21 protein-coding genes are annotated in these 24,870 nt (G+C 66.6%); 8 read left to right on the forward strand and 13 right to left on the reverse strand.

The annotated features are described in order from the left end of the window. Window positions 1-34 precede the first annotated feature (34 nt). Complete coding sequence (locus D9V29_RS13225) at window positions 35-622, forward strand: arsenate reductase/protein-tyrosine-phosphatase family protein (protein WP_183085021.1); 588 nt, start codon at window positions 35-37, stop codon at window positions 620-622. On the opposite strand, the gene D9V29_RS13230 is transcribed toward D9V29_RS13225, so the two are convergent. The 7 genes from D9V29_RS13230 to pip form a co-directional block, all read right to left on the reverse strand. Beyond that, window positions 619-2,613, reverse strand: coding sequence for a glycoside hydrolase family 71 protein (locus tag D9V29_RS13230; RefSeq protein WP_121673800.1), 1,995 nt, complete (start codon window positions 2,611-2,613; stop codon window positions 619-621). The two genes, D9V29_RS13225 and D9V29_RS13230, sit on opposite strands and share 4 nt — an antisense overlap. 158 nt (window positions 2,614-2,771) lie before the next feature. Beyond that, window positions 2,772-3,425 (reverse strand): response regulator, encoded by a 654-nt coding sequence (locus D9V29_RS13235; RefSeq protein WP_121673801.1) that lies wholly within the window; start codon window positions 3,423-3,425, stop codon window positions 2,772-2,774. Next, the gene (locus D9V29_RS13240) at window positions 3,422-4,630 is read right to left on the reverse strand and encodes a sensor histidine kinase (RefSeq protein WP_121673802.1); all 1,209 of its coding nucleotides are present in this window, start codon (window positions 4,628-4,630) and stop codon (window positions 3,422-3,424) included. The genes D9V29_RS13235 and D9V29_RS13240 overlap by 4 nt, the downstream gene beginning before the upstream one ends. A 41-nt stretch (window positions 4,631-4,671) precedes the next feature. Then, on the reverse strand, window positions 4,672-5,523 hold the full coding sequence (locus tag D9V29_RS13245) for an ABC-2 transporter permease family protein (RefSeq protein WP_121673803.1): 852 nt from the start codon (window positions 5,521-5,523) through the stop codon (window positions 4,672-4,674). Next, window positions 5,520-6,452 (reverse strand): ABC transporter ATP-binding protein, encoded by a 933-nt coding sequence (locus tag D9V29_RS13250; RefSeq protein WP_121673804.1) that lies wholly within the window; start codon window positions 6,450-6,452, stop codon window positions 5,520-5,522. Before D9V29_RS13250 ends, D9V29_RS13245 begins: the two co-directional genes overlap by 4 nt. A 119-nt stretch (window positions 6,453-6,571) precedes the next feature. Then, window positions 6,572-7,468, reverse strand: a complete 897-nt coding sequence (gene ypfJ / locus D9V29_RS13255; RefSeq protein WP_121673805.1) for a KPN_02809 family neutral zinc metallopeptidase — start codon at window positions 7,466-7,468, stop codon at window positions 6,572-6,574. Window positions 7,469-7,530: 62 nt separating this feature from the next. Beyond that, window positions 7,531-8,487 (reverse strand): prolyl aminopeptidase, encoded by a 957-nt coding sequence (gene pip, locus D9V29_RS13260; RefSeq protein ID WP_121673821.1) that lies wholly within the window; start codon window positions 8,485-8,487, stop codon window positions 7,531-7,533. 79 nt (window positions 8,488-8,566) lie between these two features. Between pip and D9V29_RS13265 the strand changes: the two genes are divergently transcribed. From D9V29_RS13265 to D9V29_RS13275, 3 genes are read left to right on the forward strand one after another with little or no spacing between them, the layout of a single operon-like run. After that, entirely contained in the window at window positions 8,567-9,553 is a 987-nt protein-coding gene (locus D9V29_RS13265) for a malate dehydrogenase (protein WP_121673806.1), read from the forward strand. Between the two features lie 32 nt (window positions 9,554-9,585). Next, window positions 9,586-10,590 (forward strand): aldo/keto reductase family protein, encoded by a 1,005-nt coding sequence (locus tag D9V29_RS13270; RefSeq protein WP_121673807.1) that lies wholly within the window; start codon window positions 9,586-9,588, stop codon window positions 10,588-10,590. 32 nt (window positions 10,591-10,622) lie between these two features. Next, complete coding sequence (locus D9V29_RS13275) at window positions 10,623-11,288, forward strand: SDR family oxidoreductase (protein ID WP_121673808.1); 666 nt, start codon at window positions 10,623-10,625, stop codon at window positions 11,286-11,288. A gap of 259 nt (window positions 11,289-11,547) precedes the next feature. On the opposite strand, the gene D9V29_RS13280 is transcribed toward D9V29_RS13275, so the two are convergent. The 5 genes from D9V29_RS13280 to D9V29_RS14995 all read right to left on the reverse strand — a co-directional run bounded on the left by D9V29_RS13280 (window position 11,548) and on the right by D9V29_RS14995 (window position 18,065). Continuing rightward, window positions 11,548-13,647, reverse strand: a complete 2,100-nt coding sequence (locus D9V29_RS13280) for an acyl-CoA dehydrogenase family protein (protein ID WP_121673822.1) — start codon at window positions 13,645-13,647, stop codon at window positions 11,548-11,550. A 467-nt stretch (window positions 13,648-14,114) separates the two neighbouring features. Continuing rightward, window positions 14,115-15,953 carry a DNA helicase RecQ gene (gene recQ, locus D9V29_RS13285; RefSeq protein ID WP_229790448.1) on the reverse strand — a complete coding sequence of 613 codons (1,839 nt, stop codon included), beginning with the start codon at window positions 15,951-15,953 and terminating at the stop codon, window positions 14,115-14,117. A gap of 111 nt (window positions 15,954-16,064) precedes the next feature. Then, the gene (locus tag D9V29_RS13290) at window positions 16,065-16,784 is read right to left on the reverse strand and encodes a copper resistance CopC family protein (protein ID WP_121673810.1); all 720 of its coding nucleotides are present in this window, start codon (window positions 16,782-16,784) and stop codon (window positions 16,065-16,067) included. Then, window positions 16,781-17,437, reverse strand: coding sequence for a DUF1775 domain-containing protein (locus D9V29_RS13295; RefSeq protein ID WP_183085022.1), 657 nt, complete (start codon window positions 17,435-17,437; stop codon window positions 16,781-16,783). The genes D9V29_RS13290 and D9V29_RS13295 overlap by 4 nt, the downstream gene beginning before the upstream one ends. A 34-nt stretch (window positions 17,438-17,471) precedes the next feature. Next, window positions 17,472-18,065, reverse strand: coding sequence for a hypothetical protein (locus D9V29_RS14995; RefSeq protein WP_183085023.1), 594 nt, complete (start codon window positions 18,063-18,065; stop codon window positions 17,472-17,474). 149 nt (window positions 18,066-18,214) lie between these two features. On the opposite strand from D9V29_RS14995, the gene D9V29_RS13305 reads away from it, so the two are divergent. The 4 genes from D9V29_RS13305 (at window position 18,215) to D9V29_RS15000 (ending at window position 23,106) form a co-directional block, all read left to right on the forward strand. Further along, window positions 18,215-18,814 carry an ECF transporter S component gene (locus tag D9V29_RS13305; protein ID WP_121673813.1) on the forward strand — a complete coding sequence of 200 codons (600 nt, stop codon included), beginning with the start codon at window positions 18,215-18,217 and terminating at the stop codon, window positions 18,812-18,814. A 13-nt stretch (window positions 18,815-18,827) separates the two neighbouring features. Next, on the forward strand, window positions 18,828-20,549 hold the full coding sequence (locus D9V29_RS13310; protein ID WP_121673814.1) for an ABC transporter ATP-binding protein: 1,722 nt from the start codon (window positions 18,828-18,830) through the stop codon (window positions 20,547-20,549). Beyond that, window positions 20,546-21,343 (forward strand): energy-coupling factor transporter transmembrane component T family protein, encoded by a 798-nt coding sequence (locus D9V29_RS13315; RefSeq protein ID WP_121673815.1) that lies wholly within the window; start codon window positions 20,546-20,548, stop codon window positions 21,341-21,343. The genes D9V29_RS13310 and D9V29_RS13315 overlap by 4 nt, the downstream gene beginning before the upstream one ends. A 185-nt stretch (window positions 21,344-21,528) precedes the next feature. Then, window positions 21,529-23,106: an Rv2578c family radical SAM protein gene (locus D9V29_RS15000; protein ID WP_183085024.1), complete on the forward strand. Its 1,578-nt coding sequence runs from the start codon at window positions 21,529-21,531 to the stop codon at window positions 23,104-23,106. Between the two features lie 105 nt (window positions 23,107-23,211). Here the strand turns inward: D9V29_RS15000 and D9V29_RS13330 are convergent. Then, a partial coding sequence (locus D9V29_RS13330) for a DEAD/DEAH box helicase (RefSeq protein WP_121673816.1) occupies window positions 23,212-24,870 on the reverse strand: 1,659 nt, incomplete at its 5' end.

Raw genomic sequence — 24,870 nt, forward strand, 5'->3', positions numbered from 1 at the left:
CAACGTTCCGCCCCCGGTCGCACATCCGGGAGGGATGATCCTCTTCGTTTGCACCGGCAATGTCTGCCGGTCCCCGTACCTGGAACTCGTGCTCCGGAACCACCTCGCCCAGCGTCACATCACCTCGATCGCCGTTCGCTCTGCTGGGACGGAAGCACTCCTGCACCAGCCCGTTGCGCCACCGATGGCCGCTATCCTCGAGCAGGCCGGCATCACAACGGACACCTTCCGCTCTCGACAGCTGGAACGCCAGATGGTGCGATCGGCGGACCTCATTCTCACCGCGGAACGCAGCCATCGGTCTGTGGTGGCACGTCTGCATCCGCCAGCCCTGTCACGCATCTTCACGCTCCGTCAGGCCGCGAGGCTGCTTCAGTTCGCGCCGCTGGACGCACCATTTGTTCCGGAGGAAAATGCGGTGTCACGCCTTGCCAGGCTCATCGCCTCCGGGCGCGGACTGAACCAGCCATCGGCGGGAGACGGGGATGATGTCATGGACCCGTGGCAACAATCGGCATCAACGTACCGCGCGGTGGAGGGAATGCTGAAGGAGCCGCTCGCTGTGCTCGCGAATGCTCTCGCTGCCCAGCGAACGGCTCCCTCGTTCGTTGCGGGTGATTAGCGCTTGCTGCTCACTCCGTAGTACTGCAGGTCCTGCACCAGCGGTGTCGCAACCACGGTGTATGGCGATGCGATGGAAGCGATGGTCGCTCCGCTTCGCGTGGCGCTGGCCGACACCTTCCCGACAGCAAGCGGGACGGTCTTGGCGTACACACCGGCGGGGGCATCGTACGTCGTCTTCGAACCACCGACGGTGACCGTGACGCTCGCAGGCGCCGTGAGCATGGTGAGAACTTCAACCGTGTTCCTCGGGCTCGTCGAGCTTCCGCTCAGAGTCGGCGACGCAAGCTTGTGCGACGTCGACGGCTTCGCACTGTAGGAGTGGATGCGGTGAGTCACGTACATCGCATCTTCGGTCGTCGTCGATTTGCCCGTCTTGAACCGGTTGACGTAGTACTCGTTGATGTCGAGGAAGGTCGAACCGTGCGCGGCGCTCGGGGCGAACTGCGTCGACTCGCTGTAGTCATTCCACGTCACCATCTGCACGGAGTCTGCACCATCAGAGATGGCGCGGCCCCACATTGCCCGAAGGGTTTCCGTGTTATTGGACTCGTCATAAATGACGGACCGCGGGCGGTAGTCCTGAACGGCGATAGGAGCCATCCACTCAAGTCCGAGCGCGTGCGCTTTCGCGGCGTAGTTCGGCCCATTGGTGACCGTCGACACCGTTCGAGTGCCCCAGTTGCCAACGCCGTCGCTGAACGGAGCAAAGGCCTTCATGTTTGCGTCGCTGGCGTTGAGGAAAATCGCGCTGAATGAGGTCGAGATCCCCCGACTTTTCAGCGACTGAATGATGGACGACCACCATGAGGCGCTCTTGTTCTCTGCCTTGAACGAGGAGAGTGCGAACGCACCGTCGTCGGTCCTTTCAGCGGAGGAATACGCGTACAACTCCGCGAGTTTAGCGGCGATGGCGGCCGGGGTCTGCGTCCCAATATTGGCAGACGCGTCAATCATTGGGATGACTGTGAAGTTCGGGCTGACGGCCGCCGCCGCCTTCATGAGGTTGACGCTGGCCGTCCAGTTGCGTCCCGACGTGCTCATGATGTTGAGCGTGAAACCGTCGAGACCGGCATTCATGGCCTGACGGACCTCGGTCTTCAGGTCTTGAAGCTCCCAGTCGGACCCGCTCAGCGGCGCACGGCCGACGGGCCGGTCGCGGAGGAGACCACCATACGCTGCGTGGATCCCGTTCTCGCCGGAGGCCTTGAGATAGTTCTTCGCGTAATAGTCGTTCGCCGGTGCCGCGTTCTCAACGGAGAGCGGGTACGGCGGGAAATAGTGCGCAAAGACTTCCTTGCCATTTGACCCTGTCGGCTTGGCGACAGGCGCTGGCGCCGGTGCCGGCGCTGGGGCTGGCGCTGGTGCAGGAGCCGCGACTGCCGCCGCGTTTTCCACGGTCACGCGGAGCTTCGGCAGTGAGCTGGAGCCTGCGGAGAAGTTGTTGCTGACGTACTTCTGCGAGTAGTTCAGACCGAAGGCCATTTCCTTCGATGTGACGGCGCTGAGGTTCGAGAACGGAACAGTCAGTCGGGCGCCGGTCTTGGCCACGGGCATGGCCGTGTTGAGTACCGTCGCGCCCAGGGCCGGCTTGTTGGCGTGGGTCAGCGTCTTCTCAGTCCACGTCGTGGACGTGGGGCGGACGACGACTCCCCCGGTCGTCGCGGTGCTGTACGAGACGTTCAGCTCGAGGGACGCCTTGACGACCTTCTTGCCCGCCAGTGCGGCGCCGTTGAACTTCAGGTACGAGGTGTCCTGCGAGCTCGACACACTCAGGTACGGCTTGTCGCCGAGAGGAGTGCTCGGGGTTCGCGCTGACGACCAGGTGGCTGCGGCCGGTGAGAGGACCACTTCCGTCGTCGTCGTCGCTGCGGATGCCGCAACCGGCATCATCACGGACGACGCGAGGGCAAAAATAACCGCGCCGGCTAAAAACCGCCAGCGCGGGATCTGTCGCGGTTCGGGCGCGACATCGGTGTTCAAACTATGCATTTATATAACATTTCCCTTACGTATGTTGACCCCCATAAGTGGGCCATGCTACGTGATTAATGAGACAGTGTCACATCGAAGGCCCGCGGCGCCACGCTACACGAGAACCGGTGTCCCCCACCTAGGGGGTATCACTAGGACTGAAAAATGAGCCGCGATCAGGCCAGACCCTCCTGATGTGCAAGGATCACGGCCTGGACACGATCGCGCAGCTCGAGCTTCTGCAGAATCCGCCCGACGTGGGTCTTGACCGTCGACTCCGAGAGAAACAGCGCTCGCGCGATCTCCGGGTTTGACAACCCTTTCCCGATCGCCTCAAGCACCTCGCGCTCCCTCTCGGTGAGCACCGCGAGGCGGCCTGGCCCGGCCGTCGTCCCCGCAACCGGCAGCTTTCCGCCGAAGAGGTCGAGCATCCGTCTCGTGATCCGCGGTGACACGCTCGCCTCACCCGTCGCGACGGCACGGACGGCGCTCAGCAGCTCCGCAGGGGGCGCGTCCTTGAGGAGGAATCCGCTCGCGCCGGCATTGAGCCCGCCGAAGGCATATTCGTCGAGATCGAATGTGGTGAGGATGATGACCTTCGCGTCGGGCCGGTCCGCGATGATCCGCCGCGTCGCCTCGATCCCGTCGATGGATGGCATCCGCACGTCCATGAGGATCACATCCGGCAGCAGCGCGCCCGCTCGCTCGATCGCTGTCGCTCCGTCTGCCGCCTCTCCGACGACCTCCATGTCGCTCTCCCCTGCGAGCACCATTGCCAGGCCCATCCGCAACAGGTCTTGGTCGTCGACGATCATCACGCGGATTGTCATGGTTCTTCTCCTGTTTCGGGCATCGTCATCTGCACACGCCATCCTCCACCCGGCAACCGGCCGCTCGTGACGGTTCCTCCGAAGAGAGCGGCTCTCTCCGCCATCCCGATCAGTCCGCGACCCGTTCCCTCCGACGCCGGCGCCTCCCCGGGTCCACCGTCGTCGGTCACCGTGACGGTGACCGCACCACGGGAACACGCGAGCACGACGTCCACGCGGCTCGGCTGCCGCGCGTAACGCAACGCATTTGTCAGCGCCTCCTGGACCGATCGATAGATCGTGACCTGCGCGCCCTGGCCCACCGGAGGGACCCCGCTCACGGAGAGTGTGACCGGCAGGCCGGCCGCCCGATAGCTCTCGACGAGTTGGGGGAGTTCGTCGAGGGTCGGCTGGGGTGTACGCTCAGCGAGCTCGTTCTCCTCGTCACGCAGCACCCCGAGAAGGCGTCTCATCTCGGCAAGCGAGGCCCGCCCGGTCGACCCGACGTTGCGGATCGCAGCGAGGGAGGCCTCCGGGTCCTTCTCCACCATCGCCTCTGCGCCGTCGGCGAGGCGGATCATCACCGACAGACTGTGGGCGACGATGTCGTGCATCTCGCGAGCGATTCTCGATCGTTCGGATGCCGCGGCCAGCTGCGCCTGCTGGTCACGTTCCCTGGCCAGCTGTCCGGCACGGTCGACGAGCGCACCGATGTAGCGCTTCCTGTTGCCGATATTGATCCCGATGAGGACCGCGAACAGGCCGACGACAATCGTGGAAGCCACGTCGGGGTCCGCGGGATTCATGACCATGGGAGCGGTGACGAGACCCGCGAGGGTCAGCGTGAGTGCCGTGGCTCCGAGGCCGATCCACGAGGCGCGGACGCTGTGGTGCACCGCGACGGTGTACAGGGCGATGGCGAGCGCGATTCCGCCCATGCTGTCCGAATTCCAGATGAACAACGCGGTGACCGAAAGCGAGATGACGAACGCAGCGATCGGCGCGCTTCGCCGCTTGTACAGGGCAAAGCCGGCGACGGCAGCGAGGGCGAGCGCCAGTGTGTTGAACGCGGGCGGCATCGTGCCGTCCAGATAGGCGAGGATGCGAGAAATCGCCTCAGGGATCGCGTAGATGAGAGTGACGAGAATGTCCGCCGCTCGCTGGTGGCGGGCCCAGAACAGCCGGATGACGCCGGGCGCCCGGGGCAGGCGGAGCTCCCCGCCCACACCCTGGGGGGCGTGCGACGGGGAGCTGTCCGGCGTCTCGGTCAGGCGTCCCTCCGCTTCATCAGGATGGCCCCAGCACTCAGCGAGGCGACCACCCAGCCGAGTACGACGAGCAACTGCTGCCAGGGCTCGAGGCCGCCGGGGGTACCCGATTCTATTCCGAGGCCGCCGAGGCCCGCATCGGAGAGAAGGTACGGAATCATGTTCGCTGCCCAGTCCGCAGGGATCAGTTGCAGAACGGTCGGCAGGATGAGGATGATGCCGAGCACGACCGCGATACCACCCGCTGAGCTACGGACGACGGTGCCGACACCGAGAGCGAAGACGGCGATCAGTGCGAGGTACAGCGCCCCACCGACGACGGCTCGCAGAACATCCGGATCGGTGAGTGGAGCGGCGACGTCACTCGCGGCGAGGAGCGGGCTGCCGATCAGGTATGCGCCGACGGTTGAGACGAGCCCCACCAGGAAGGTTGTCGCGAACAGCACGAGGCTCTTCGCCCACAGCACCGGGAGCCGTCGGGGCACCGAGCTGAGCGTCGAGCGGATCATGCCCGTGCCGTATTCGCCGGCGATGAACAGCACGCCGAGGACGGCCGCGACCAGTTGCCCGAGTGCGACGGGGAACGAGCTCACCTGCATGACGATCGCGGTCTGGGCTTCTGCCGGAACCTGTCCTTCGATGCTGCTTGCGAGCGTTGCTGCCATCAGCGCGGCAAGACCGAGCGAGATCAGCACGAGAACGGCGTAAGACCAGACGGTTGACCGCAGGCTGCGGAGCTTGATCGCCTCCGAACGGAGGATACCGGGGAAACGCACCCGGTTCGTGGACGCAGCAGATGGCATCCGCAGACGTGGCGCTTGGGACGCCGGCTTCAGTGTTTCGGTAGTCATCGTGTGACCTCCAGGTCTCGTGCGGAGGATCCCGTTCGGTACTCCACGTCGTCATTCGTCAGTTGCAGGTAGGCCTCTTCGAGAGAAGCGTTCATCGGGGTGAGCTCGTGCAGGGCGATTCCGCTGCGCGCGGCCAGGTCGCCGACGGCGCCCGCGTCGAGGCCGGTGACGGTCAGCAGGTCGTGTTCGACGTGCGTGACCGTGACGTCGGGCGAGGCGAGGGTGGAGGCAAGAACGGATGCCTGCGGCGAGCGAACCCGGACGCTCGCGCGGGCGGCCCCTCCGATCACGTCCGCCACCGCGGCGTCGGCGATCACACGTCCCTTGCCGAGGACGATGAGATGGTCGGCGGTCACCGCCATCTCGCTCATCAGATGGCTCGACAGCAGAACGGTGCGCCCTTCAGCGGCCAGGCTGCGGACAAGCGACCGCACCCAGCGAACGCCCTCGGGGTCGAGTCCGTTGATCGGCTCATCGAGGATGAGGGTCTGCGGGTCACCGAGCAGCGCCGCCGCGATTCCGAGCCTCTGCCCCATTCCGAGCGAGAAGCCACCGACCCGCTTGCGGGCGACGGACTGGAGCCCGGTGAGTTCGATGACCTCGTGCACGCGGCGCTTCGGGATGCTGTGGGTCGCGGCGAGAGCCAGAAGATGATTTTCGGCGCTGCGCCCCGTGTGCACCGCCTTTGCGTCGAGCAAGGCCCCGACCTCGTGGAGCGGTGAGCTGTGGTCGGCGTAGTGCCTGCCGTTGACGGTGACTGAACCGTGGGTGGGGCGGTCGAGCCCGACGATCATGCGCATCGTCGTGGATTTGCCCGCGCCGTTGGGTCCGAGGAATCCGGTGACGATCCCCGGCCGCACCGTGAAGGTGATGTCGTTCACCGCGGTCTTGGCGCCGTAGGTCTTGGTGAGGTTCTGTGCTTCGATCATGCTGCGAGATTACGAGCGAAGCACCTGCCCTGGCGTCCTCCTGCGGGGCAGAACCGCTGGAGCCTTCTCATACCCCGGTACCGTCCCCCATGGCACCGGCGGGCACCCGGACCGAGACGCTACAACTGCGATCCGTTGACGGAGAACGTGTCGCAGGCGCCTGGCCCCTGCTCGTATCCGGTCGTGAACCAGCGCTGGCGCTGCTCGCTCGAACCGTGGGTCCATGCCTCGGAGTTCACACCCTGCCCCGAGCCTTCCTGGATGCGGTCGTCGCCGACAGCGGCCGCCGCGTCGAGGGCATCCGTCACTTGCGCCTGGGTGGGCGTCTCCAGGTAGTTGGTTCCCTTCGCGTCATCGGTCTCACTCGCGGCCGCGACCCAGGCGCCCGCGAAGCAGTCGGCCTGCAACTCGATCCGGACCGAGTCCGAATCCGGGCCGGTACCCGAGCGGTCGGCGGATTCCATGATCCCCGAGATGGCCTGGATGTGGTGACCCCATTCGTGAGCGGCGATGTAGAGCTGGGCGAGCGGTCCGCCGGTCGTGTCGAATGGCGGCTGGCGCAATTGCTGGAAGAACGACGTGTCGATGTAGATCGTCTCATCGCCGGGGCAATAGAAGGGCCCGGTCGCGCTCGATGCCGATCCGCACCCGGTCGTCGTCGATGCTTCGAAGAGATCGAAGCTCGGGGTGCGGTACTCGTTGCCCGCCACCGCGGAGTAGTTCTCCACCCAGAAATCGTCGATGGATGCTCCCGCACCGACCATCAGGCACTCGACGCTTTCGTTCGCGTCCTCGCCGGTCTGGCATTCGGCCAGCGATGTCGACTCAGGTGCTGGCCCTCCCTGGCTGCCTCCCCCGCCGACAAGTCCGCTCAGGTCGATACCGGTGAACTGGGCGATGAGGAACACCGCGACGACGGCGAGACCGCCACCGCCGACGCCGATGGCGGTTCCACGACCGCGGCCGCGTTTGCGAACGTTGCTGCCTGAGATGTCAGAGTTCGGATTGAAAGTCACACGCTCAACTTATCCCCGGGCGCGACGCCGGGCCACTGATTGCGTCCGGCCCGCGATCCGGGCTAGGACGCGAACCTGTCGGTCGCCTCGATCAGTGCGTCGAGGATTCCCGGCTCGTCGAAGGCGTGCCCGGCGTCCGGAATCATCCGAAGCTCGGCATGACGCATCACTGCGGCGAGCGCCCATGCCGTCATCGGCGGCGTGCACATGTCGTATCGCCCCTGCACGATGACGGTCGGGATGCCGCGAAGCCGGCCGGCATCCCGGATCAGCTGCCCGTCGTCCCACCAGCCGCCGTGCATGAAGTAGTGATTCTCGATCCGGGCGAAGGCGACCGCGTAGGACGGCTCGGTGAACCGGGCGACGTTGGCCTCGTTGGGCATCAAGGTGATCGTTGAAGACTCCCAGCGTGACCACGCGACAGCCGCGGGACCATGGACAGCCGGGTCCGGATCGTTCAGCAGTTCGGAATACGCCTCGACGAGCCGTCCCCGCTTGTTCTCGGGGACAGGTGCGACGAAGCCCTCCCACAGGTCGGGGAAGACCGCCGAAGCTCCGCCCTCGTAGAACCAGTCCAGCTCGACCTGGCGCAGGGTGAAGATTCCCCTGATGACGAGTTCGCTCACCCGGTCCGGATGGCTTTCGGCGTACGCGAGGGCGAGGGCGCTCCCCCACGACCCACCGAACACCTGCCAGCTCTCGACGCCGAGGTGCCCTCGAAGCTTCTCCATGTCGGCGACGAGGTGCCAGCTCGTGTTCGCGGACAGGTCGGCGTCCGGCGTGCTCGCGTGTGGCGTGCTGCGTCCGCACCCGCGCTGGTCGAACAGGACGATCCGGTACCTGGCGGGGTCGAACAGCCGGCGATGCGCGGCGCTCGTTCCACCGCCGGGCCCGCCGTGCAGGAACACGACCGGTTTGCCGTCCGGATTTCCGCTGGTCTCCCAGTACACGGCCTGGCCGTCTCCCACGTCGAGGTGGCCGGCGTCGTACGGTTCGATCTCGGGATAGAAGGTGCGCATCATCCGACCGTACTCCCGTCGATGCAGAGCCGCGCGTATGCTGTGCCCCATCGAGCCAGACCGCTACCGAGGAGGTCCCATGACCGCGACAACAACGGCAACCGTCACGCTGACCGGCGCGGGAGGCCAGATCGGCTACGCCCTGCTCTTCCGGATCGCCTCCGGCCAGCTGCTCGGACCAGACACCAGAATCCGGCTCAACCTCCTCGAGATCCCGGCCGGGCTGGGGTCGGCTGAAGGCGCGGCCCTCGAATTGTCGGATGCCGCGTTCCCGCTCCTCGACGCTGTGTCCGTCACCGACGACGCCGGCACCGCATTCGACGGCGCCAACGTCGCACTGCTCGTCGGGTCCCGGCCGCGCGGCCCCGGGATGGAACGCGCCGACCTGCTGGCGGCCAACGGGGCCATCTTCGGGCCGCAGGGCGCGGCACTCAACGCCGGAGCGGCATCCGATATCCGGGTTGTCGTCGTGGGCAACCCGGCGAACACGAACGCGCTCATCGCGGCAGCCAACGCCCCGGACATCCCCAGGGAGCGGTTCACCGCGCTGACCCGGCTCGACCACAACCGCGCCGTTGGCCTCCTCGCCGGAAAACTCGCCGTTCCGGCCGGTGAGATCGACGGAGTCACGATCTGGGGCAACCATTCGGCGACGCAGTACCCGGATCTCTCGCACGCCACGGCGTCCGGCAAGCCGGTGCTGGATCTCGTCGACGAAAGCTGGGTTCACGAGGAATACATCCCGCGGGTCGCAAACCGCGGTGCGGAGATCATCGAGGTGCGCGGGTCGAGCTCGGTGGCCTCAGCGGCCAGCGCGACGATCGACCACGTCCACGATTGGGTGAACGGGCACCGCGGACGGTGGACGAGCGTTGCGCTGCCCAGCGACGGCAGCTACGGCGTACCAGACGGCCTCGTGTCTTCCTTCCCCGCCGAGAGCGTCGACGGGGCCTGGCGAATCGTCGATGGCCTCGACGTCGACGAGTTCTCCCGCGACCGGATCGACCGATCGGTCGCGGAACTTGCCACAGAACGCGAACAGGTGCAAGCGCTCGGCCTTCTTTAGCCTCCGTCGCTGATCGGGCATAGCGTGGCGTCATGGACTATCGCTATCTCGGCAACTCAGGCCTCAAGATCTCCGAAATCACCTACGGCAACTGGCTCACCCACGGATCGCAGGTCGAAAACGACACGGCGCGCCAGTGCGTCGCAGCCGCTCTCGAGAGCGGCATCACCACCTTCGACACGGCGGATGCCTACGCCAACACCGCAGCGGAAACCGTGCTCGGTGAAGCGCTCGCCTCGGAGCGGCGCGAGTCGCTCGAGATCTTCACGAAGGTGTACTGGCCGACCGGCCCGAAGGGTGCGAACGACTCGGGTCTCAGCCGCAAACACATTCTTGAGTCGATCAACGGTTCCCTGAGCCGGCTCGGCACCGACTACGTCGACCTCTACCAGGCTCACCGCTACGACCACGAAACGCCGCTCGAGGAGACAATGCAGGCGTTCGCAGACGTCGTCCGGCAGGGCAAGGCGCTCTACATCGGGGTCTCCGAGTGGGATGCCGAGCAGCTCCGCCGCGGCAGCGCCCTCGCCAAGGACCTCGGCATCTCGCTCATCTCGAACCAGCCGCAGTACTCGATGCTGTGGCGGGTGATCGAGGACGAAGTCGTTCCCGCCTCACGCGAACTCGGCATCTCTCAGATCGTCTGGTCGCCCGTCGCCCAGGGCATCCTCACCGGCAAGTACCTGCCGGGGCAGCCTCTGCCCGAGGGCAGCAGGGCCTCGGATGAGAAGGGCGGGGCGGATGCCGTCAAGCGCTTCCTCCGCGACGACGTCCTCACCGCGGTGCAGGACCTCAAGCCGATCGCCGATGAACAGGGCCTCACTCTCGCGCAGCTCGCGATCGCCTGGGTCCTTGCGAACGACGACGTCGCATCCGCCATCATCGGCGCGTCCCGACCGGAGCAGGTGCGTGACAACGTGAAGGCCGCCGGCGTGAAGCTCGACGCCGACACGCTGGCGCGCATCGATGAAACTCTTGGCTCGATCCCGGAGACGGACCCGCGCAAGACGGAGTCGCCCGAGACACGCCCGTCCTGATTTCCCGTCCCACTCCGAACGAAAGGCCGATCATGAGTCGTATCGTCATCATCGGCGGGCATGGTTCCATCGCCCGCCTCCTCACCCAGCAGCTCGTCGCCCGCGGCGACAGCGTCGTGAGTGTTTTCCGCAACCCCGACCACCGGGAAGAGATCGAATCCCTGGGAGCCGAGGCGTTCGTCTGCGACGTCGAGACGGCATCCGCTGCCGACCTCGCGCCGGCGATGACCGGGGCGGACGGGGTCGTCTTCGCCGCGGGCGCCGGGCCCAACTCCGGGGCTGCCCGCAAGCGAACCGTCGACTTCGAAGGGTCAGTGAAGGCGGCTGCTGCCGCAGAGCAGGCCGGCGTGAAGCGATTCGTGCAGGTGTCTGCGATCGGAGTCGATGACGGACCGGCACCGGACGCGGACGAGGTGTGGACCGCGTACGTCGAAGCGAAGCGCGATGCGGACGACGCGTTGCGGCGCACAGACCTTGACTGGACCATCCTCAGGCCGGGCGGGCTGACCGACGACGAGCCGACCGAGATGATCACGCTTGGCGAGCACACCGAGCGCAGCTCCATCCCGCGCGCGGATGTCGCCGCAGTCATCGCTGCTGTACTCACGTTCCCGGAGACCGCTGGTCACTCCTGGGATCTCATCTCGGGCGAAACTCCGATCCCGGCGGCCATCGCTGCGGCGGTGTCAGCGGGCTGAGTTCCCCGCGCGATCGAATCGCCGCACTCTGTCGTTCGCGCACCGTTCGAGCGACCGAGTGTGACGATTCGTGCGTTTCTGCAGCGTTTTGTGGCGGATCAACGGGTCGATCGGGCCCATAAGGTCGTAGCACCGTTCGATCAGTCCGAAAGGGCGACTCCGACGCACGCTGAGCGGCCCTTTCGGACCGATCGGTCCCGGAGCACAGAAAACGGCGGCGGCTCCCGTGAGGAACCGCCGCCGTGTCGCGTGCGCTGCGTTACTTCTTGTGGTTCAGCGCGTCGAACGACGACTTCGCCGTCTTCTCGTCGATCGGCATGTCACCGGATGCGCGGAGGGAAGCGAAGTATGCCGCCGCTTCGTCCTGCCGCTCGGCTTCGATGCCCGTTGCGATCGGCGCCCGCAGGTGGTCCGGCGTGTAGCCGAATGCTTCGACGAGGTCGACAGCGTGGGGGCGCAGGCGGGTCAGCAGCCGGTCGATGTATGCCGTGACCGACTGGACACGCTGCCCGGACATCCGACCGTTGATGAGGTACCAGGCCGCGTGCTTTTCGATCAGTTCGAACCCGAACAGGTCGCGAAGCCAGGTCAGCACCTTCTTCGTTCCCGGGTCGGTGATCGACGCGAGCGCCTCGGTGAACGCTTCCCACTGGAGCAGTTCGGCGTGCGCACGGGCAGCTTCGATGAGCTCGTTCTGGTTCGCGTTGAACAGCGCAGCAGCCTCGGCCTTCGACAGCTTGCTCGCGGCACGGAGGCGGCCGGCGATCGCGCCGACCATGCTCTCGACCCGGTCGGTCAGCAGCTCGCGCTGAGCGTCTTCGTCCTGAAGGCGGCCGACGGAGCGGGCGGTCGAACCGAAGTCCGCCACCGTCTGGGCGAGGGACCGCAGCCCGGTGCCGTGGACAACCTTTCCACGGGCCTGCTCGGCCGCGAATTTGGCGAGCGTCGTGGCATCCGCACCCTTGAACCGCTTGCCGTAGTCGCCGAGGAGTCGCTTTCCCACGAGTTGCAGCAGGACGTTGTTGTCACCCTCGAACGTGACGTACACGTCGAGATCGGCGCGGAGGCTCGTGAAGCGGTTGCCCACCATGAAACCGGCGCCGCCGCAGGCTTCACGTGCTTCCTGCAGGGTGTCGAGAGCGTGCCACGTCGACAGCGACTTCAGTGCAGCGGCGAGCGTCTCGAGGTCCTGCCGGTCGTCGTCGGTGTCGCGCTTGCCGCTGAACACACCGTCGAACTTGACGAGCAACTGGTCGTGCGCGAAGTTCTGCGCGTAGGTCGTTGCGAGCTTCGGCAGCAGCCGGCGCTGGTGGCGCTGGTAGTCGAGGATCACTTCTTCCTGCACATCGCTCGCCGCGTTGAACTGCCGACGCTGGCTCCCGTAGGTGATCGCGATCTGAAGGGCGAGAGCGGATGCCGCGACGGCTGCTCCGTCGAGCGACACACGTCCCTGGACGAGGGTGCCGAGCATGGTGAAGAAGCGGCGGCCCGGGCTCGCGATCGGTGACGAGTATGTGCCGTCAGCAGCGACGTCGCCGTACCGGTTGAGCAGATTGGTGCGCGGGATCCGCACGTCGGTGAAGTGAAGGCGGCCGTTGTCGATGCCGTTGAGACCGCCCTTGATGCCGTCGTCTTCGCCGCCGACCCCTGGCAGGAAGTTGCCGTCCTCGTCGCGGATCGGCACGTAGAAGCAATGCACACCGTGGTTGACACCGTTGGTGATGAGCTGCGCGAACAGGGTCGCGGCCTTGCCGTGGACGGCGGCGTTGCCGAGGTAGTCCTTCCAGGCGGCGCGGAACGGCGTGTGAATGACGAACTCTTCGGTGTCGGCATCGTAGGTCGCGGTCGTTGCGATCGACGCGACGTCTGAGCCGTGCCCGATCTCGGTCATCGCAAATGCGCCGGGGATGTCGAGGCTCATGATGCCGGGGAGCCACTTGTCGTGGTGCTCCTTCGTTCCGAGGTGCACGACGGCGGACCCGAACAGGCCCCACTGCACGCCGGCCTTGATCTGGAGCGACGGGTCGGCCGTGACGAGCTCTTCGAAACCCGCGATGTTGCCACCGTGATCGTCCATGCCGCCGAGGTGCTTGGGGAACGCCCGGTGAACCTGGCCATTCTCGACGAGAAGCTTGAGCTGGCCGAATACCCGCTCACGGTGCTCGGCGAGATTCTGTCCCTCGATACGGTGGAATTCGGGGCGGGCGGAGAGCCGCCGCGCCGCGCGCCTCTGCTCGGGCCAGCTCCCGAGAAGCTTCTCGCTCAGCTCCTCCGTGTCGATCCGGATCCCCTCAGCGGCGTGGTCGTCGAGGATGCCGTCGTCGACCGCGTCAGCGGTCCTGATGGTGGTGTCAACCATGGGAATTCCTTCGTCTTTGATGTCTTCAAGCACGTGTTCCTCCACGGTACGAGTGTTCCCCGCACCGAAGAAATACCCCGTCCCCGGGCTACAAACGCCCCCGGCGACGGGCCGGACCCGGTTGCGGAAACCTACAGGGGCGGACCCGTATTTACAGCTACTGTCCACAAAGGCGGCCAGACCCGGGCCACCCGGAACGAGCGATTGCGCCGCGCCCCACCACCGTCGTGAATAACAGCGTATGGTCGAGGAACAACGTCGGTACAGCCCGGCAGGTCAAAGGAGTAACGGATGCCTAGTAAGTCACCCCAGAAGAACTCTGCGAAGAAGGAACCCGCGAAGTCCCTCAAGGAGAAGCGCGCCGACAAAAGGGCGAAGGGCGAGGACAAGGCCCGGAAGGGCTAAACCTCACACACACGCAGGCGCTGTGCTGACCCCTGGTCGGCACAGCGCCTTTCTCGTGCCCGCTACGCGGCGGCGACGACCTCGAGAAGGGCAGCGCCGTAGCTCGAGCGCTTCTTCTCGCCGATCCCGCTGATGCCGGCGAGGTCCTCCACGGTTGCGGGGCGCGCGGTGGCGATCTCGCGCAGCGTGGCATCCCCGAAGACGATGTACGCGGGAACGCCCTGCTCTTTCGCTTCGGAAGCACGCCAGGCACGCAGCGCCTCGAACAGCTCCAGGTCTGCGGGTGCCAGGTCCGCGACGGCGGCCCTTCGCGCCGACCCGGACGACGCTCGACGTTCCGGTTCGGTCCGCATCGGAACGGGCATCGACCCGGAGAGTACCTCTGCGCTCGACTCGGTGAGCCCGAGCGTTCCGTATTCGCCGCGGGTGGCGAGCAGCCGTTTGGCGAGCAGCTGGCGCACGACCCCGCGCCACTGCTGTTCGCTCAGGTCCGCGCCGATCCCCCACGTCGCGATCGTCTCGTGTGAGTGCTGGGAGGTGCGCGCCGTCGTCTTGCCCCTGAGGATGTCGATAAGGTGCCCGGCGCCGAACTCCTGGTTGCGCTCCCGCTTGAGTCGCACGATCGTCGACAGCAGCTTCTGCGCCGGAATCGTCCCGTCCCACACCGCCGGAGGGTCGAGGCAGGTGTCGCAGTTGCCGCACGGTTCGGAGGGCTGGCCGAAGTAACTGAGCAGGTTGCGTCTGCGGCACTCCACCGTTTCACACAGGGCGAGCATCGCGTCGAGGTGCGCGGCCATCCGGCGCCGGTGCGCGAGGTCGCCGGGCGATTCATCGATCATCCGGCGCAGCTGAACGACATCCTGCAGCCCGTAGGCAAGCCAGGCGACGGATGCTTCTCCGTCGCGTCCCGCTCGACCGGTCTCCTGGTAGTAGCCTTCGACGCTCTTGGGCAGGTCGATGTGCGCGACGAACCGGACGTCGGGTTTGTCGATGCCCATCCCGAAGGCGATGGTCGCGACGATGACGATCCCGTCTTCGCGCAGGAACCTGGACTGGGTGCGCTGGCGCAGCGAAGCGTCGAGTCCGGCGTGGTACGGCAGCGCCGTTATCCCGTTCGCCTGGAGGTGCGCAGCGGTCTTCTCCACGGTGTTCCGGCTGAGGGCGTAGACGATACCTGCCTGCCCCGCTCCTTCTTTACGGATGAAGTCGACGAGCTGCTTGCGGGGTTCGTTCTTCGGGACGATCCGGTACTGGATGTTCGGACGGTCGAAGCTCGCGACGAAATGCCTGGCCTTCGACAGGTGCAGCCGATCCGTGATCTCGCGGTGCGTGGCATCCGTCGCCGTTGCGGTGAGGGCGATCCGGGGAACGTCCGGCCAGCGCTCCGCGAGGTCACCGAGGCTGAGGTAGTCGGGACGGAAGTCGTGCCCCCACTGCGAGACACAGTGCGCCTCGTCGATCGCGAACAGGGCGATCCTTCCATTGGCGAGGAAACGTTTGGTCGACTCAGAGCCGAGCCGCTCCGGCGCGACGTAGAGAAGGTCGAGCTCGCCTGCGAGGTAGGCGCGCTCCACCCGGTCGCGCTCCTCGGCTGACTGCGTCGAGTTGAGGAAGGCTGCACTCACTCCGACGGCAAGCAGCGCGTCGACCTGATCCTGCATGAGGGCGATGAGCGGAGAGATGACGACGCCAGTGCCTTCACGGACGATGGACGGAACCTGGTAGCAGAGGCTCTTACCGCCTCCGGTCGGCATGAGCACGACGGCGTCACCGCCCGCGACGACCTGGTCGACGATCGCCTCCTGCTCTCCGCGGAACGAGTCGAAACCGAACACGCGCGACAGCACCTCACTCGCGGTGGGGCGCAGAGCGGTCGGGGTGGGCGGCAGGGCGGTTGTCACCTGACGAACGATAGCTTGCACCGCTGACAACGGGCGAATTCCACAAGTGGCGACGCACGAAAAAACCGGCCGCCCCGAGCAACGGGAGCGGCCGGTTTCTGCGGTGCCGGACTACGCGGTCGGGTTCGCCGGTTCGTCGTCGGTCGCGTCTGCCTCTGTTGCAGGACGGCGAAGGCGGAGAATGACGAACACGACGATGGCGGCGAGAACGAGAGCGCCGAGTGCGACACCGATCCATACGATGTCCGACGCTGCCGTGGTCGACGCGTTCTCAGTGTCGGCGGCCGGTGTGGTCGACGCCTCATCCGTTGCATCCGGAGCGGGTGCAGGCGCGGCTTCGTCCGGCACCGGAGATTCGGATGCCGCCGGCGCCTCACCACAGGTCGGTGGAACCGGGAATCCGTCGCCCAGTTCCTGGCCCTCCGCAGGCTGCCAGGTGAAGACAATGTCGCCACCGCTGTCTGCGCTCGTGATCGGGTGACCGTCGGCCGACACGACCCCCCAGGCGATCGTGTAGTCGCCCGGTTCGCCGAGGGACACCGGCATGGTGATGCTCGCGCCGTCGACGGTGGCGCAGCCGTCACCGTAGTAAAGCTCCTCGGCCCCGGGGCCGCGCACCTGCAGGAACGTGGTGGGGCTGTCGAGGCCCGAGTCGAGCAGCGCGTCACTCGTCGTGATCACGACGGTTCCCGGCTGCTCGGTCACCACATCTCCGCTCGCCGGCGACGACGACACGAACGCGTTGTGGGCGTTCGCCGGTGCGAGGCCGACGAGGGTCGCCAGGGCGATTCCGGCGATGGCGCCGATGCCGCTCAGTGTGCGGAGCTTCATACGTTCGAACCTTTCGAGTGTGCGTCCGCGGCGGGACGGCGGCGGGAGAGGATCGCGACGACGATGCCCGCGAGCCCGACGGCAAGGCCGCCGAGACCGAGGCTTCTGGCGACCAGATCTGGTTCCGACTGTACTGCGGTACCGGATGCCGTCGGTCCGGCGGCGAGATCGACGCCGACCGCATCCGCTGAATGGTCGTCCTCGGCCGCGGTCACGTCGATGGTCGGAGCAGGCGCGGCGAGATCATGGGAGTCCTGACCGTCCGCAGCGATCTCGCTCCAGTTCGTTTCCCCGGCTTCACAGGTCTGGAGAACGGGGAAGGCGATGGCGGTGCCTTCCGCCTCGGCGGGAAGGGTGAGCTGCAGGGTCACGGTGTCGCGGAACCCGTCCTCGAGGGGCGTCGTGGCCGTGTAAACGACCTCTCCCACCCGCTGCACGAGCGAGTTGCCGTGAGCGTCCGTGATCGGCTCGGCGAGGTCGACGACGTCGGCGTGACGTTGACGTGCGCGGACGCGGCGAGAGGAACGGTGAGAGCGAGGGCGGAGCCGGCGAGGATGCCGGTCACTGCCAGTCGGGTACGGGAATGAGTCATGCGAAAAAAATCCTTGCGAAAGAAGGGAAAGAGAATGCGGCGATTTTGGGCACTGGGGCACCGGGAGCCGGGAGATTCGGGGCCGGGAGCGGCCGTCAGGAAAAGGCGGGTGCGCCGAGCGGCGGGCCCCTGCGGCTTGCCGTCGATGGCAGCAGCGCCGTCGGCACGCCGCGGACGGGCGGCCAGCCTGGTCCGGCCGGGGGCGCGCTCGCCACGAGCAATGGGCTGATCGATGCGAGAACCGAGCGAAGCGGAAGGAGAAGAGTGATCGCAAACTGGAGGAGCACCCGCTCACCGTGATGGAGCACGAGAACGGTGACGAGCGCTGCCGCGGCGTGGGCCAGCCACATCGCGGCGTCCTCGCCCGCGTGAAGATGTGCCGAGGCATCCGTGGCGAGCGACACCATGCCGTGGTGTCCCGCCATCGTCGCCGCGCCTGAGCTCGACGGCAACGCGGCGAAGAGCGCGTGGAAGCCGCCCTGGCTGAGCACGACGGCGAGGGCGAGACGCAACACCGTGACCCGCCCGGCGAGGGCGATGCACACGGTGACAGCGAGAACGGATGCCACGGCGAGCGCCACAACGCTCGGTGCCGTCCCGGCAGCCGCACCGTGCGAGAACGCGGCGGCGAACGTCGAAACGGCGGCGGCGGTCAAGCCGCGCACCACCCGCGTCCGTCGTTCTCGCATGAAAATTCTCCCGTCGTATTCCACTGTACTTCGGAGCCGACGCCGTCCCGGATCGGTGGCCGACTGGCATTAGCAGTTAAGGCTAGCCTCAGCTAAATTGAGAAGAGGATCCGGCTCCCCGATCCCCGTCATTCCAGTAGAGGGCGACCATGCGAAACAGCAGCACCCGGCTCCTTCTCACCTGCGCGGCGATCGGTGTCGGGGGCGGACTGGTGTTCGTAGCAAGTGGCTACATCCAGGGACTTCTGGCTGCCACGCTGCCGATTCTGTACGGTTCACTCGTCGGCATCTACTTCTTCCCCGGGGTCATCGCCCAATCGCTGCTCCGTCGCGGCGGCGTCGCCCTCCTCACCGGCCTGTTCGCCGGGCTCGTCGCCGCTGCGTTCAGCCCGCAGTGGTTCTTCCGTTACCTCGGAGCGGGACTCGCCATCGGCCTGCTCCAGGAGCTGCCGTTCCTCGTCACCCGCTACCGCTACTGGCGGGCGTGGATCTTCTACCTCGCTGCGGCAGTGGCCGGCCTTCTCTTTGGCCTCGGGGTCTTCGTCTTCATCGGGCTCGAACACTTCACCGGCTGGGCCAACCTGCTCTACTTCGCCCTGTTCGCGATCAGCCCCGTTGTCGTGACCTGGCTGGGCCGGATCATCGCGGACCGGCTCGACAGAACAGGCGTTGCGCGTGGCCTCCAGCTCGAGATCGACCGCCGCGCGGGCCGCAGGGAAATGACGAATGCGCTGATGGTCGCGGCGTGAGCTGCTGACCGGGATGGACTCCCGAATCGAGGTCCCCGTGAGCGTGCGCGATGTGCGCATCCGTCACGATCGACGCCAACGCCATACCCCTGACGGCGTTTCTTTCGACATCGCACCCGGCGACGTCACTCTTCTGCTTGGGCCATCGGGATGTGGCAAGTCGACCCTCGCGCTCGCTCTCAACGGGCTCATTCCGCACGCGGTTCCGGCGCGACTGACCGGCTCGGTTCTCACCGGCGGGATCGATACGGCGGATGCCACGGTGGCGCGGCTCTCCGAGAAGGTCGCGATGGTGTTTCAGGACCCGGATGCCCAGATCGTGACCGGATCGCTGCTCGACGAGGTGTGCTTCGGTCCAGAGAACCTGCTGCTTCCCGTCGAGGTGGTGCTCGCACGGGCGGAAGAGGCCCTGCGCGCTGTAGGCCTGTGGGAGCGGCGGGCAGACAACCCCGATGTCCTCTCCGGCGGTGGGCGTCAACGGCTCAGCATTGCATGCGCCCTCGCGATGAGATCACCGCTTCTCGTTCTGGATGAGCCGACCGCCAACCTCGATCCGGCGGGAATCGACGAGGTCTACGCCGTCCTCCGCGAGCTCACTCGCTCGTCACACCTGTCGATTCTTTTGATCGAGCACAACCTCGACGCCGCAATCGACCTCGTCGACCGGGTGATCGTGCTCGACCGGCAGGGCCGCATCGCCATCGACGGATCGACGCGGGAGGTGCTCGCCGATCGCGCCGAGGAGGTTGCGGCGCACGGAGTCTGGCTGCCCGTCGCAACGCTCGCGGCGTTGCGGCTGCGCCGGGTCGGGGTGGAATTTGCTCGCCTCCCCCTCACCGGTGGCGAACTTTCGGAGGCGCTCGACGGCATCCGCTCTCTTCCCGCTCTCCCCTCGCCTGTCCCCCGCGTGCGGAGTCAGGTACCGGCGGTCGCGGTGCGGCAGCTCTCGGTGACGCGCGGTAAGAAGCGGGTGCTGGATGACGTCTCGCTCGACATCCCGGACGGCGACTTCACCGCGGTGATCGGGACGAACGGGGCAGGCAAGACGACGCTCGTGCAGGCGATCGCCGGGGTCGTCCCGCCGCCGCGGGGACGAGTTCGTGTCGGCGGGCTGGACCCGGCGACGACGGACGTTCGGGCTCTTGCCGCGCACGTCGGGTTCGTATTCCAGAACCCCGAGCACCAGTTCGTCGAGAACACGGTGGAGAGCGAGCTTTCCCGGGGCCTCCGTGGAGCCGGACGACACCCGTCACCGCCGACAGCCGAGATCGAAGCGACGGTGAGTGCCATGCTCGAACGATTCGGGCTCGCCGACCTGCGGGACGTTCACCCTTTCCTCCTCTCTGGTGGGCAAAAGCGCCGGCTCTCGGTCGGCACCGTTCTCGTCACCGGGGCTCCTGTCCTTGTGCTTGACGAGCCGACGTTCGGCCAGGATCGGGAACGGGCCGACGAACTGCTCGGCCTGCTGTCAGAGCTCAACCGAGCGGGACGGACCATCGTCACCGCTACCCACGACCTGCAGCTCGTCGCCGAGCATGCAACGTCGGTCGCCGTTCTTGCGGCGGGCAGGCTGCTGGCGTACGGGCCGACGGCCGAGATCCTCGGCGATTCCGAGCTCATCGCCCGCGCTGGACTCCGCCCGCCGCCACTTGCCAGGGCGCTCCGCGGCGTCACCCGTCATCCCGAATGGCAATCGATCACGCGCATCGCCGACCTCCCGGGAGGACTGGCATGAGCGACCCGTTTGCACTGACAACGGGCGCGCCCAGATACTTTCTCTCCAGGCTGAATCCGCTGGCGAAGCTCGCCGCCGTGCTGCCGTTCATGCTGTGGTTGCTGCTCGTGCGCGACGTGTGGACTCCTTTCCTGTTCCTCATCCTTGCGATGGTCACGATCCTCATCGGAGCCCGGCTTTCCTGGCGCACACTTCTCCTTCTCGTTGCGGGCCTGCCCGCCGTCGTGTTCGTGTTGTCACTGAGCTTCGGGCTGTGGACGGATGCCTCGCGCGTCGACACGACGCCGCTCGTCTTCCAGCTCGGCGAGTTCCGGTTCTTCCGGGGCGCGTGGCTGATCGGCCTCGCGACGGCGCTGCGGCTCGGTGCCGTGCTCGCGCTCGCGCTCATTCCCGGGTTGACCACGACCGGTCCCGATCTCGTCCGCGCATCAGTCGAGCACCTCCGGGTCCCGTACCGGGTGGGCTACACGGCTCTGGCCGCATACCGTTTCGTGCCGCGGTTTCGCCACGACCTCGACCTGATCCGGCAGGCTCATCGTGTGCGGGGAGTATCGGGAGGACGCGGGCCGGTCGCCGGCATCCGTCGTGCTCTTGGGTACGTCGTTCCGCTGCTCGCCGGGGCGATCCGGCACGCCGAGCGCGTCTCGTTCGCGATGGATTCGCGAGCCTTCGGCGCCCACGAGTCCCGCACGGAACGCCATCTGCTGCCGCTGCAGGTGCGGGATGGAGTCTTCGTCGGGCTGTTCTGGTTGTGCGGCGCAGGGCTTCTCGTGCTGGCGGCCCAACTCGGGTGATCCCGCTCGGAAGAATTGCCGCGCGCACGGCGAAGGCCCCGCGGGGCTTCGTGTGAAACCCTGCGGGGCCTTCGCTTCAAAGGTGCGCTTCGTATGGAAAATGGTACGCCGCTCTCCACAGAATTCAAGGGGGAGTTTGTCCACAGATCGGTGCCGCCTGTTCGAATCTATGTTCTAATGAAGAGATGCGATGGGATGCACAACAGCTGGGCACCGAAGAGCCGTCGGCGCTGCCGGGTCTTGCGAAGCTCAACAACCTCGTGCGGAGCGTTTCGACGCCCGAGTTCGCCGGGGTCACCTTTCACGAGGTGCTGGCCAAGTCTGCGCTCAACCGGGTGCCCCGGCAGTCGCAAATGCCGTTCGGATGGACGATCAATCCGTACCGTGGCTGCAGCCATGCCTGCGCCTACTGCCTCGATCCTGACACCCTGATCCTCATGGCGGATGGGCGGCAAAAACCGCTGAAGTCAGTAGAAGTCGGCGACGCGATCATGGGCACGGAGTCCGACGGGAAGTACCGCCACTACGTCGCGACGACCGTCCTCGCCTCATGGTCTACATTCAAGCGGGCATACCGCCTGACGCTCGCTGACGGCACCGAAATTGTCGCGAGTGGGGATCATCGTTTCCTCACGGAGCGTGGCTGGAAGTATGTGCACCGGGCGACAAACGGGACACAGCGTCCGTACCTGACGACGTCGACGGGACTCGCCGGGCTCGGCCGCGCGGGTCTCACCGAACTCGAACCGACGTCCATGACCGGCAGCGAGGTGACGTCGGACGCGGAACTTCAGGTCGTCTCGATCGAGGACCTTGGCACCGAAATCGACATGATCGACATCACTACGGGCACGGGTGACTTCATCGCCAATGGTGTGATCAGCCACAATTGCTTCGCCCGCCCGACTCACACATACCTCGATTTCAACGCCGGCGACGACTTCGACAACCAGGTGGTCGTGAAGATCAACGTGGCCGATGTACTTGCCAAAGAGGTCGTCAGGCCGAGCTGGGGCCGGTATCCGGTCGCGCTCGGAACCAACACCGACCCGTACCAGCGCGCCGAGGGCAAGTACAGTCTCATGCCCGGCATCATCGAGGCGCTCGCCCGGTCGGGCACTCCCCTGTCGATCCTGACGAAGGGCACGCTGCTCCGGCGTGACCTGCCGCTGCTCGCCGAGGTCGCCCGGACGGTCCCGGTCGACCTGGCGATGTCGATCGCCATCTACGACGACGAACTGCAGAAGTCGATCGAGCCGGGTACCCCATCGGCGAAGGCCCGGCTCGCGACCGTGACCGCCGTGCGCAACGCCGGGCTCGACTGCAGCGTCTTCCTCATGCCGATCCTGCCGTACCTCACCGACACCAAAGCGCACCTCGATGAGGCACTGCGGCGGGTGAGAGAGGCGGGCGGCACGAGCGTGCTCTTCACCTCGCTGTACCTCAAGCCGGGAGTGAAGCCGTGGTTCATGCACTGGCTGGAGCGACAGCATCCGGAACTTGTCCCGAAGTACACCGAGCTGTACTCCCGCGGCCAGTACGCCCCGAAGGAGTACCGGAAGTGGCTCGCCGACCGCATCTCGCCGCTCATCCGCGCCCACGGGCTGGAGCGGGGACGCGAGGACCCATCGACGGGCGGCATCCGATCGAAAGCGCTCGGGATGCTCCGCAACGACGATGGCGAGCGGGTCGCCTTTGCCAGCGACGACGGCTCGACGGGCGCCCGCATCCTGCCGGCAACCGAGCAGCCGATGCTGTTCTGAGGCCGCGACCCGGACCGTCCGGTTAACGAAAACACCCGCTCCGGACGAGACCACCCGGCACAGCGGGTGAGTTCGTCCGGAACGGGTGTTCCGGTACAGCAGGTGTTATCGCGTGAGCTTCGCGTTGGTCATGCGACCGGCGATCTCTTCGACGATCTCGTCGCCCGGGCGAGCGTTGACATAGTCCGCCTCGATCTCGGCGCGGCCGAGGAGGTCGGTCATCCGGCGCTGGCGTGCCTTCGGAATGAGCGTGACGACCATCCCTTCCTTGCCGGCGCGGCCGGTACGGCCTGAACGGTGCAGGTAGGTCTTGTACTCGTCTGGCGCGTCGGCCTGGATGACCAGGGTGATGTCATCGACGTGGATGCCACGCGCGGCGACGTCGGTCGCGACCAGCACATTCACTCGCCCGGAGGTGAGCTGCGCGAGGTTGCGGGTACGACGGGCCTGGTTGAGGTCACCGTGGAGAGAGACAGCACGGATGCCTGCATCCTCCAGCTGGTCAGCGAGACGCTCGGCGTACGCACGGGTACGCGAGAAGATCAGGGTCTTCTCGTCGCGGTTCGCGAGTTCCTCGATGAGGCGGTCCTTGTCGCGGTGCTCGACGACGAGGACGCGGTGGTCGATCGTTGCCGAGGCCTGGTCTTCACCGGCGACCTCGTGCACCGACGGGTTCGGCAGGAACTCCTTGACGAGCGATGCAACGCCCTTGTCGAGGGTTGCCGAGAAGAGCAGCTTCTGCCCACGGGGAGCCGTGAGGCGGAGGATGCGCTGGACCGGCTCGAGGAAGCCGAGGTCGCACATGTGGTCGGCTTCGTCGAGGACGGTGACCGTCACCTCTGAGAGGTCGAGACGACCCTGCTCGATGAGGTCTTCGATGCGGCCGGGGGTACCGACGATGATGTCGACGCCGCGCTGGAGGGCGCCGACCTGGCGAGCCTGCGGAACACCGCCGTAGATCTGCGTGGTGAACAGGCCGACGCTGCGGGCGATCGGCTGAACGGTGCGGTCGATCTGAAGAGCGAGCTCACGGGTCGGAGCGAGGATGAGGGCGCGGGGCTTGCGGCCCATGGCGCGCTTCTTGCCTCCGCCGTTCTCCATCAGCTTCTCGACGAGCGGCGCACCGAAGGCGATGGTCTTGCCTGATCCGGTGCGGCCACGGCCAAGGACGTCCCGGCCGGCGATCACATCGGGAATGGTCGCTGCCTGGATCGGGAACGGGCTCGGAGCGCCGAGGGCGGCCAGCGCGGCGACGATGTTGCCACCGAGGCCGAGGTCGGAGAAGCTCACGCCGACGACGTCGGTCGCGAGGGTCGCCTGCGCTTCGAGACGCTCGAGCACGACGTCGTCCTCGGGCGTGAAGTTGCCGTTGGCATCGCGGTTCGGGTAGAAGTTCTTCTCGCCGGCATCGCGACGGGGACGGTCGGAGCCGAAGTCCCTGCGGGGCCCACGGTCGTCGCGGTTGTACGAGCCGCGCTCGGGGCGATCGCTGAAGGAACGCTGCTGGCGGTCATCGCGACCGGTGGAGGTGCGGCCGGTCGACGGGCGCTCGATGCGCTCCCCGCGAGTGAACGTGGGGCGGCCGCTGTTGTAGGCGGGACGCTCGGTACGCTCGGGGCGGTTCTCGCCACGGTTGTACGCGGGACGCTCAGTGCGCTCGCCACGGTTGTAGGCAGGACGCTCGTTACGGTCCGGACGGTTCTCTCCGCGGTTGTACGCGGGACGCTCGGTCCGCTCGCCGCGGTTGTACGACGGACGCTCGTT

It is taken from the genome of Mycetocola manganoxydans (genome assembly GCF_003667545.1).
Taxonomy (GTDB): Bacteria; Actinomycetota; Actinomycetes; order Actinomycetales; family Microbacteriaceae; genus Mycetocola_A; species Mycetocola_A manganoxydans.

Excerpts from the sequence above, each read along its gene's own strand:
- D9V29_RS13225 (WP_183085021.1), top strand. The coding sequence starts at position 35 with ATGATCCTCTTCGTTTGCACCGGCAATGTCTGCCGGTCCCCGTACCTG.
- D9V29_RS13230 (WP_121673800.1), bottom strand. The coding sequence starts at position 2,613 with ATGCATAGTTTGAACACCGATGTCGCGCCCGAACCGCGACAGATCCCG.
- D9V29_RS13235 (WP_121673801.1), bottom strand. The coding sequence starts at position 3,425 with ATGACAATCCGCGTGATGATCGTCGACGACCAAGACCTGTTGCGGATG.
- D9V29_RS13245 (WP_121673803.1), bottom strand. The coding sequence starts at position 5,523 with ATGACTACCGAAACACTGAAGCCGGCGTCCCAAGCGCCACGTCTGCGG.
- D9V29_RS13250 (WP_121673804.1), bottom strand. The coding sequence starts at position 6,452 with ATGATCGAAGCACAGAACCTCACCAAGACCTACGGCGCCAAGACCGCG.
- pip (WP_121673821.1), bottom strand. The coding sequence starts at position 8,487 with ATGCGCACCTTCTATCCCGAGATCGAACCGTACGACGCCGGCCACCTC.
- D9V29_RS13265 (WP_121673806.1), top strand. The coding sequence starts at position 8,567 with ATGACCGCGACAACAACGGCAACCGTCACGCTGACCGGCGCGGGAGGC.
- D9V29_RS13270 (WP_121673807.1), top strand. The coding sequence starts at position 9,586 with ATGGACTATCGCTATCTCGGCAACTCAGGCCTCAAGATCTCCGAAATC.
- D9V29_RS13275 (WP_121673808.1), top strand. The coding sequence starts at position 10,623 with ATGAGTCGTATCGTCATCATCGGCGGGCATGGTTCCATCGCCCGCCTC.
- D9V29_RS13280 (WP_121673822.1), bottom strand. The coding sequence starts at position 13,647 with ATGGTTGACACCACCATCAGGACCGCTGACGCGGTCGACGACGGCATC.
- D9V29_RS13290 (WP_121673810.1), bottom strand. The coding sequence starts at position 16,784 with ATGAAGCTCCGCACACTGAGCGGCATCGGCGCCATCGCCGGAATCGCC.
- D9V29_RS14995 (WP_183085023.1), bottom strand. The coding sequence starts at position 18,065 with ATGCGAGAACGACGGACGCGGGTGGTGCGCGGCTTGACCGCCGCCGCC.
- D9V29_RS13305 (WP_121673813.1), top strand. The coding sequence starts at position 18,215 with ATGCGAAACAGCAGCACCCGGCTCCTTCTCACCTGCGCGGCGATCGGT.
- D9V29_RS13310 (WP_121673814.1), top strand. The coding sequence starts at position 18,828 with ATGGACTCCCGAATCGAGGTCCCCGTGAGCGTGCGCGATGTGCGCATC.
- D9V29_RS13315 (WP_121673815.1), top strand. The coding sequence starts at position 20,546 with ATGAGCGACCCGTTTGCACTGACAACGGGCGCGCCCAGATACTTTCTC.
- D9V29_RS15000 (WP_183085024.1), top strand. The coding sequence starts at position 21,529 with ATGCGATGGGATGCACAACAGCTGGGCACCGAAGAGCCGTCGGCGCTG.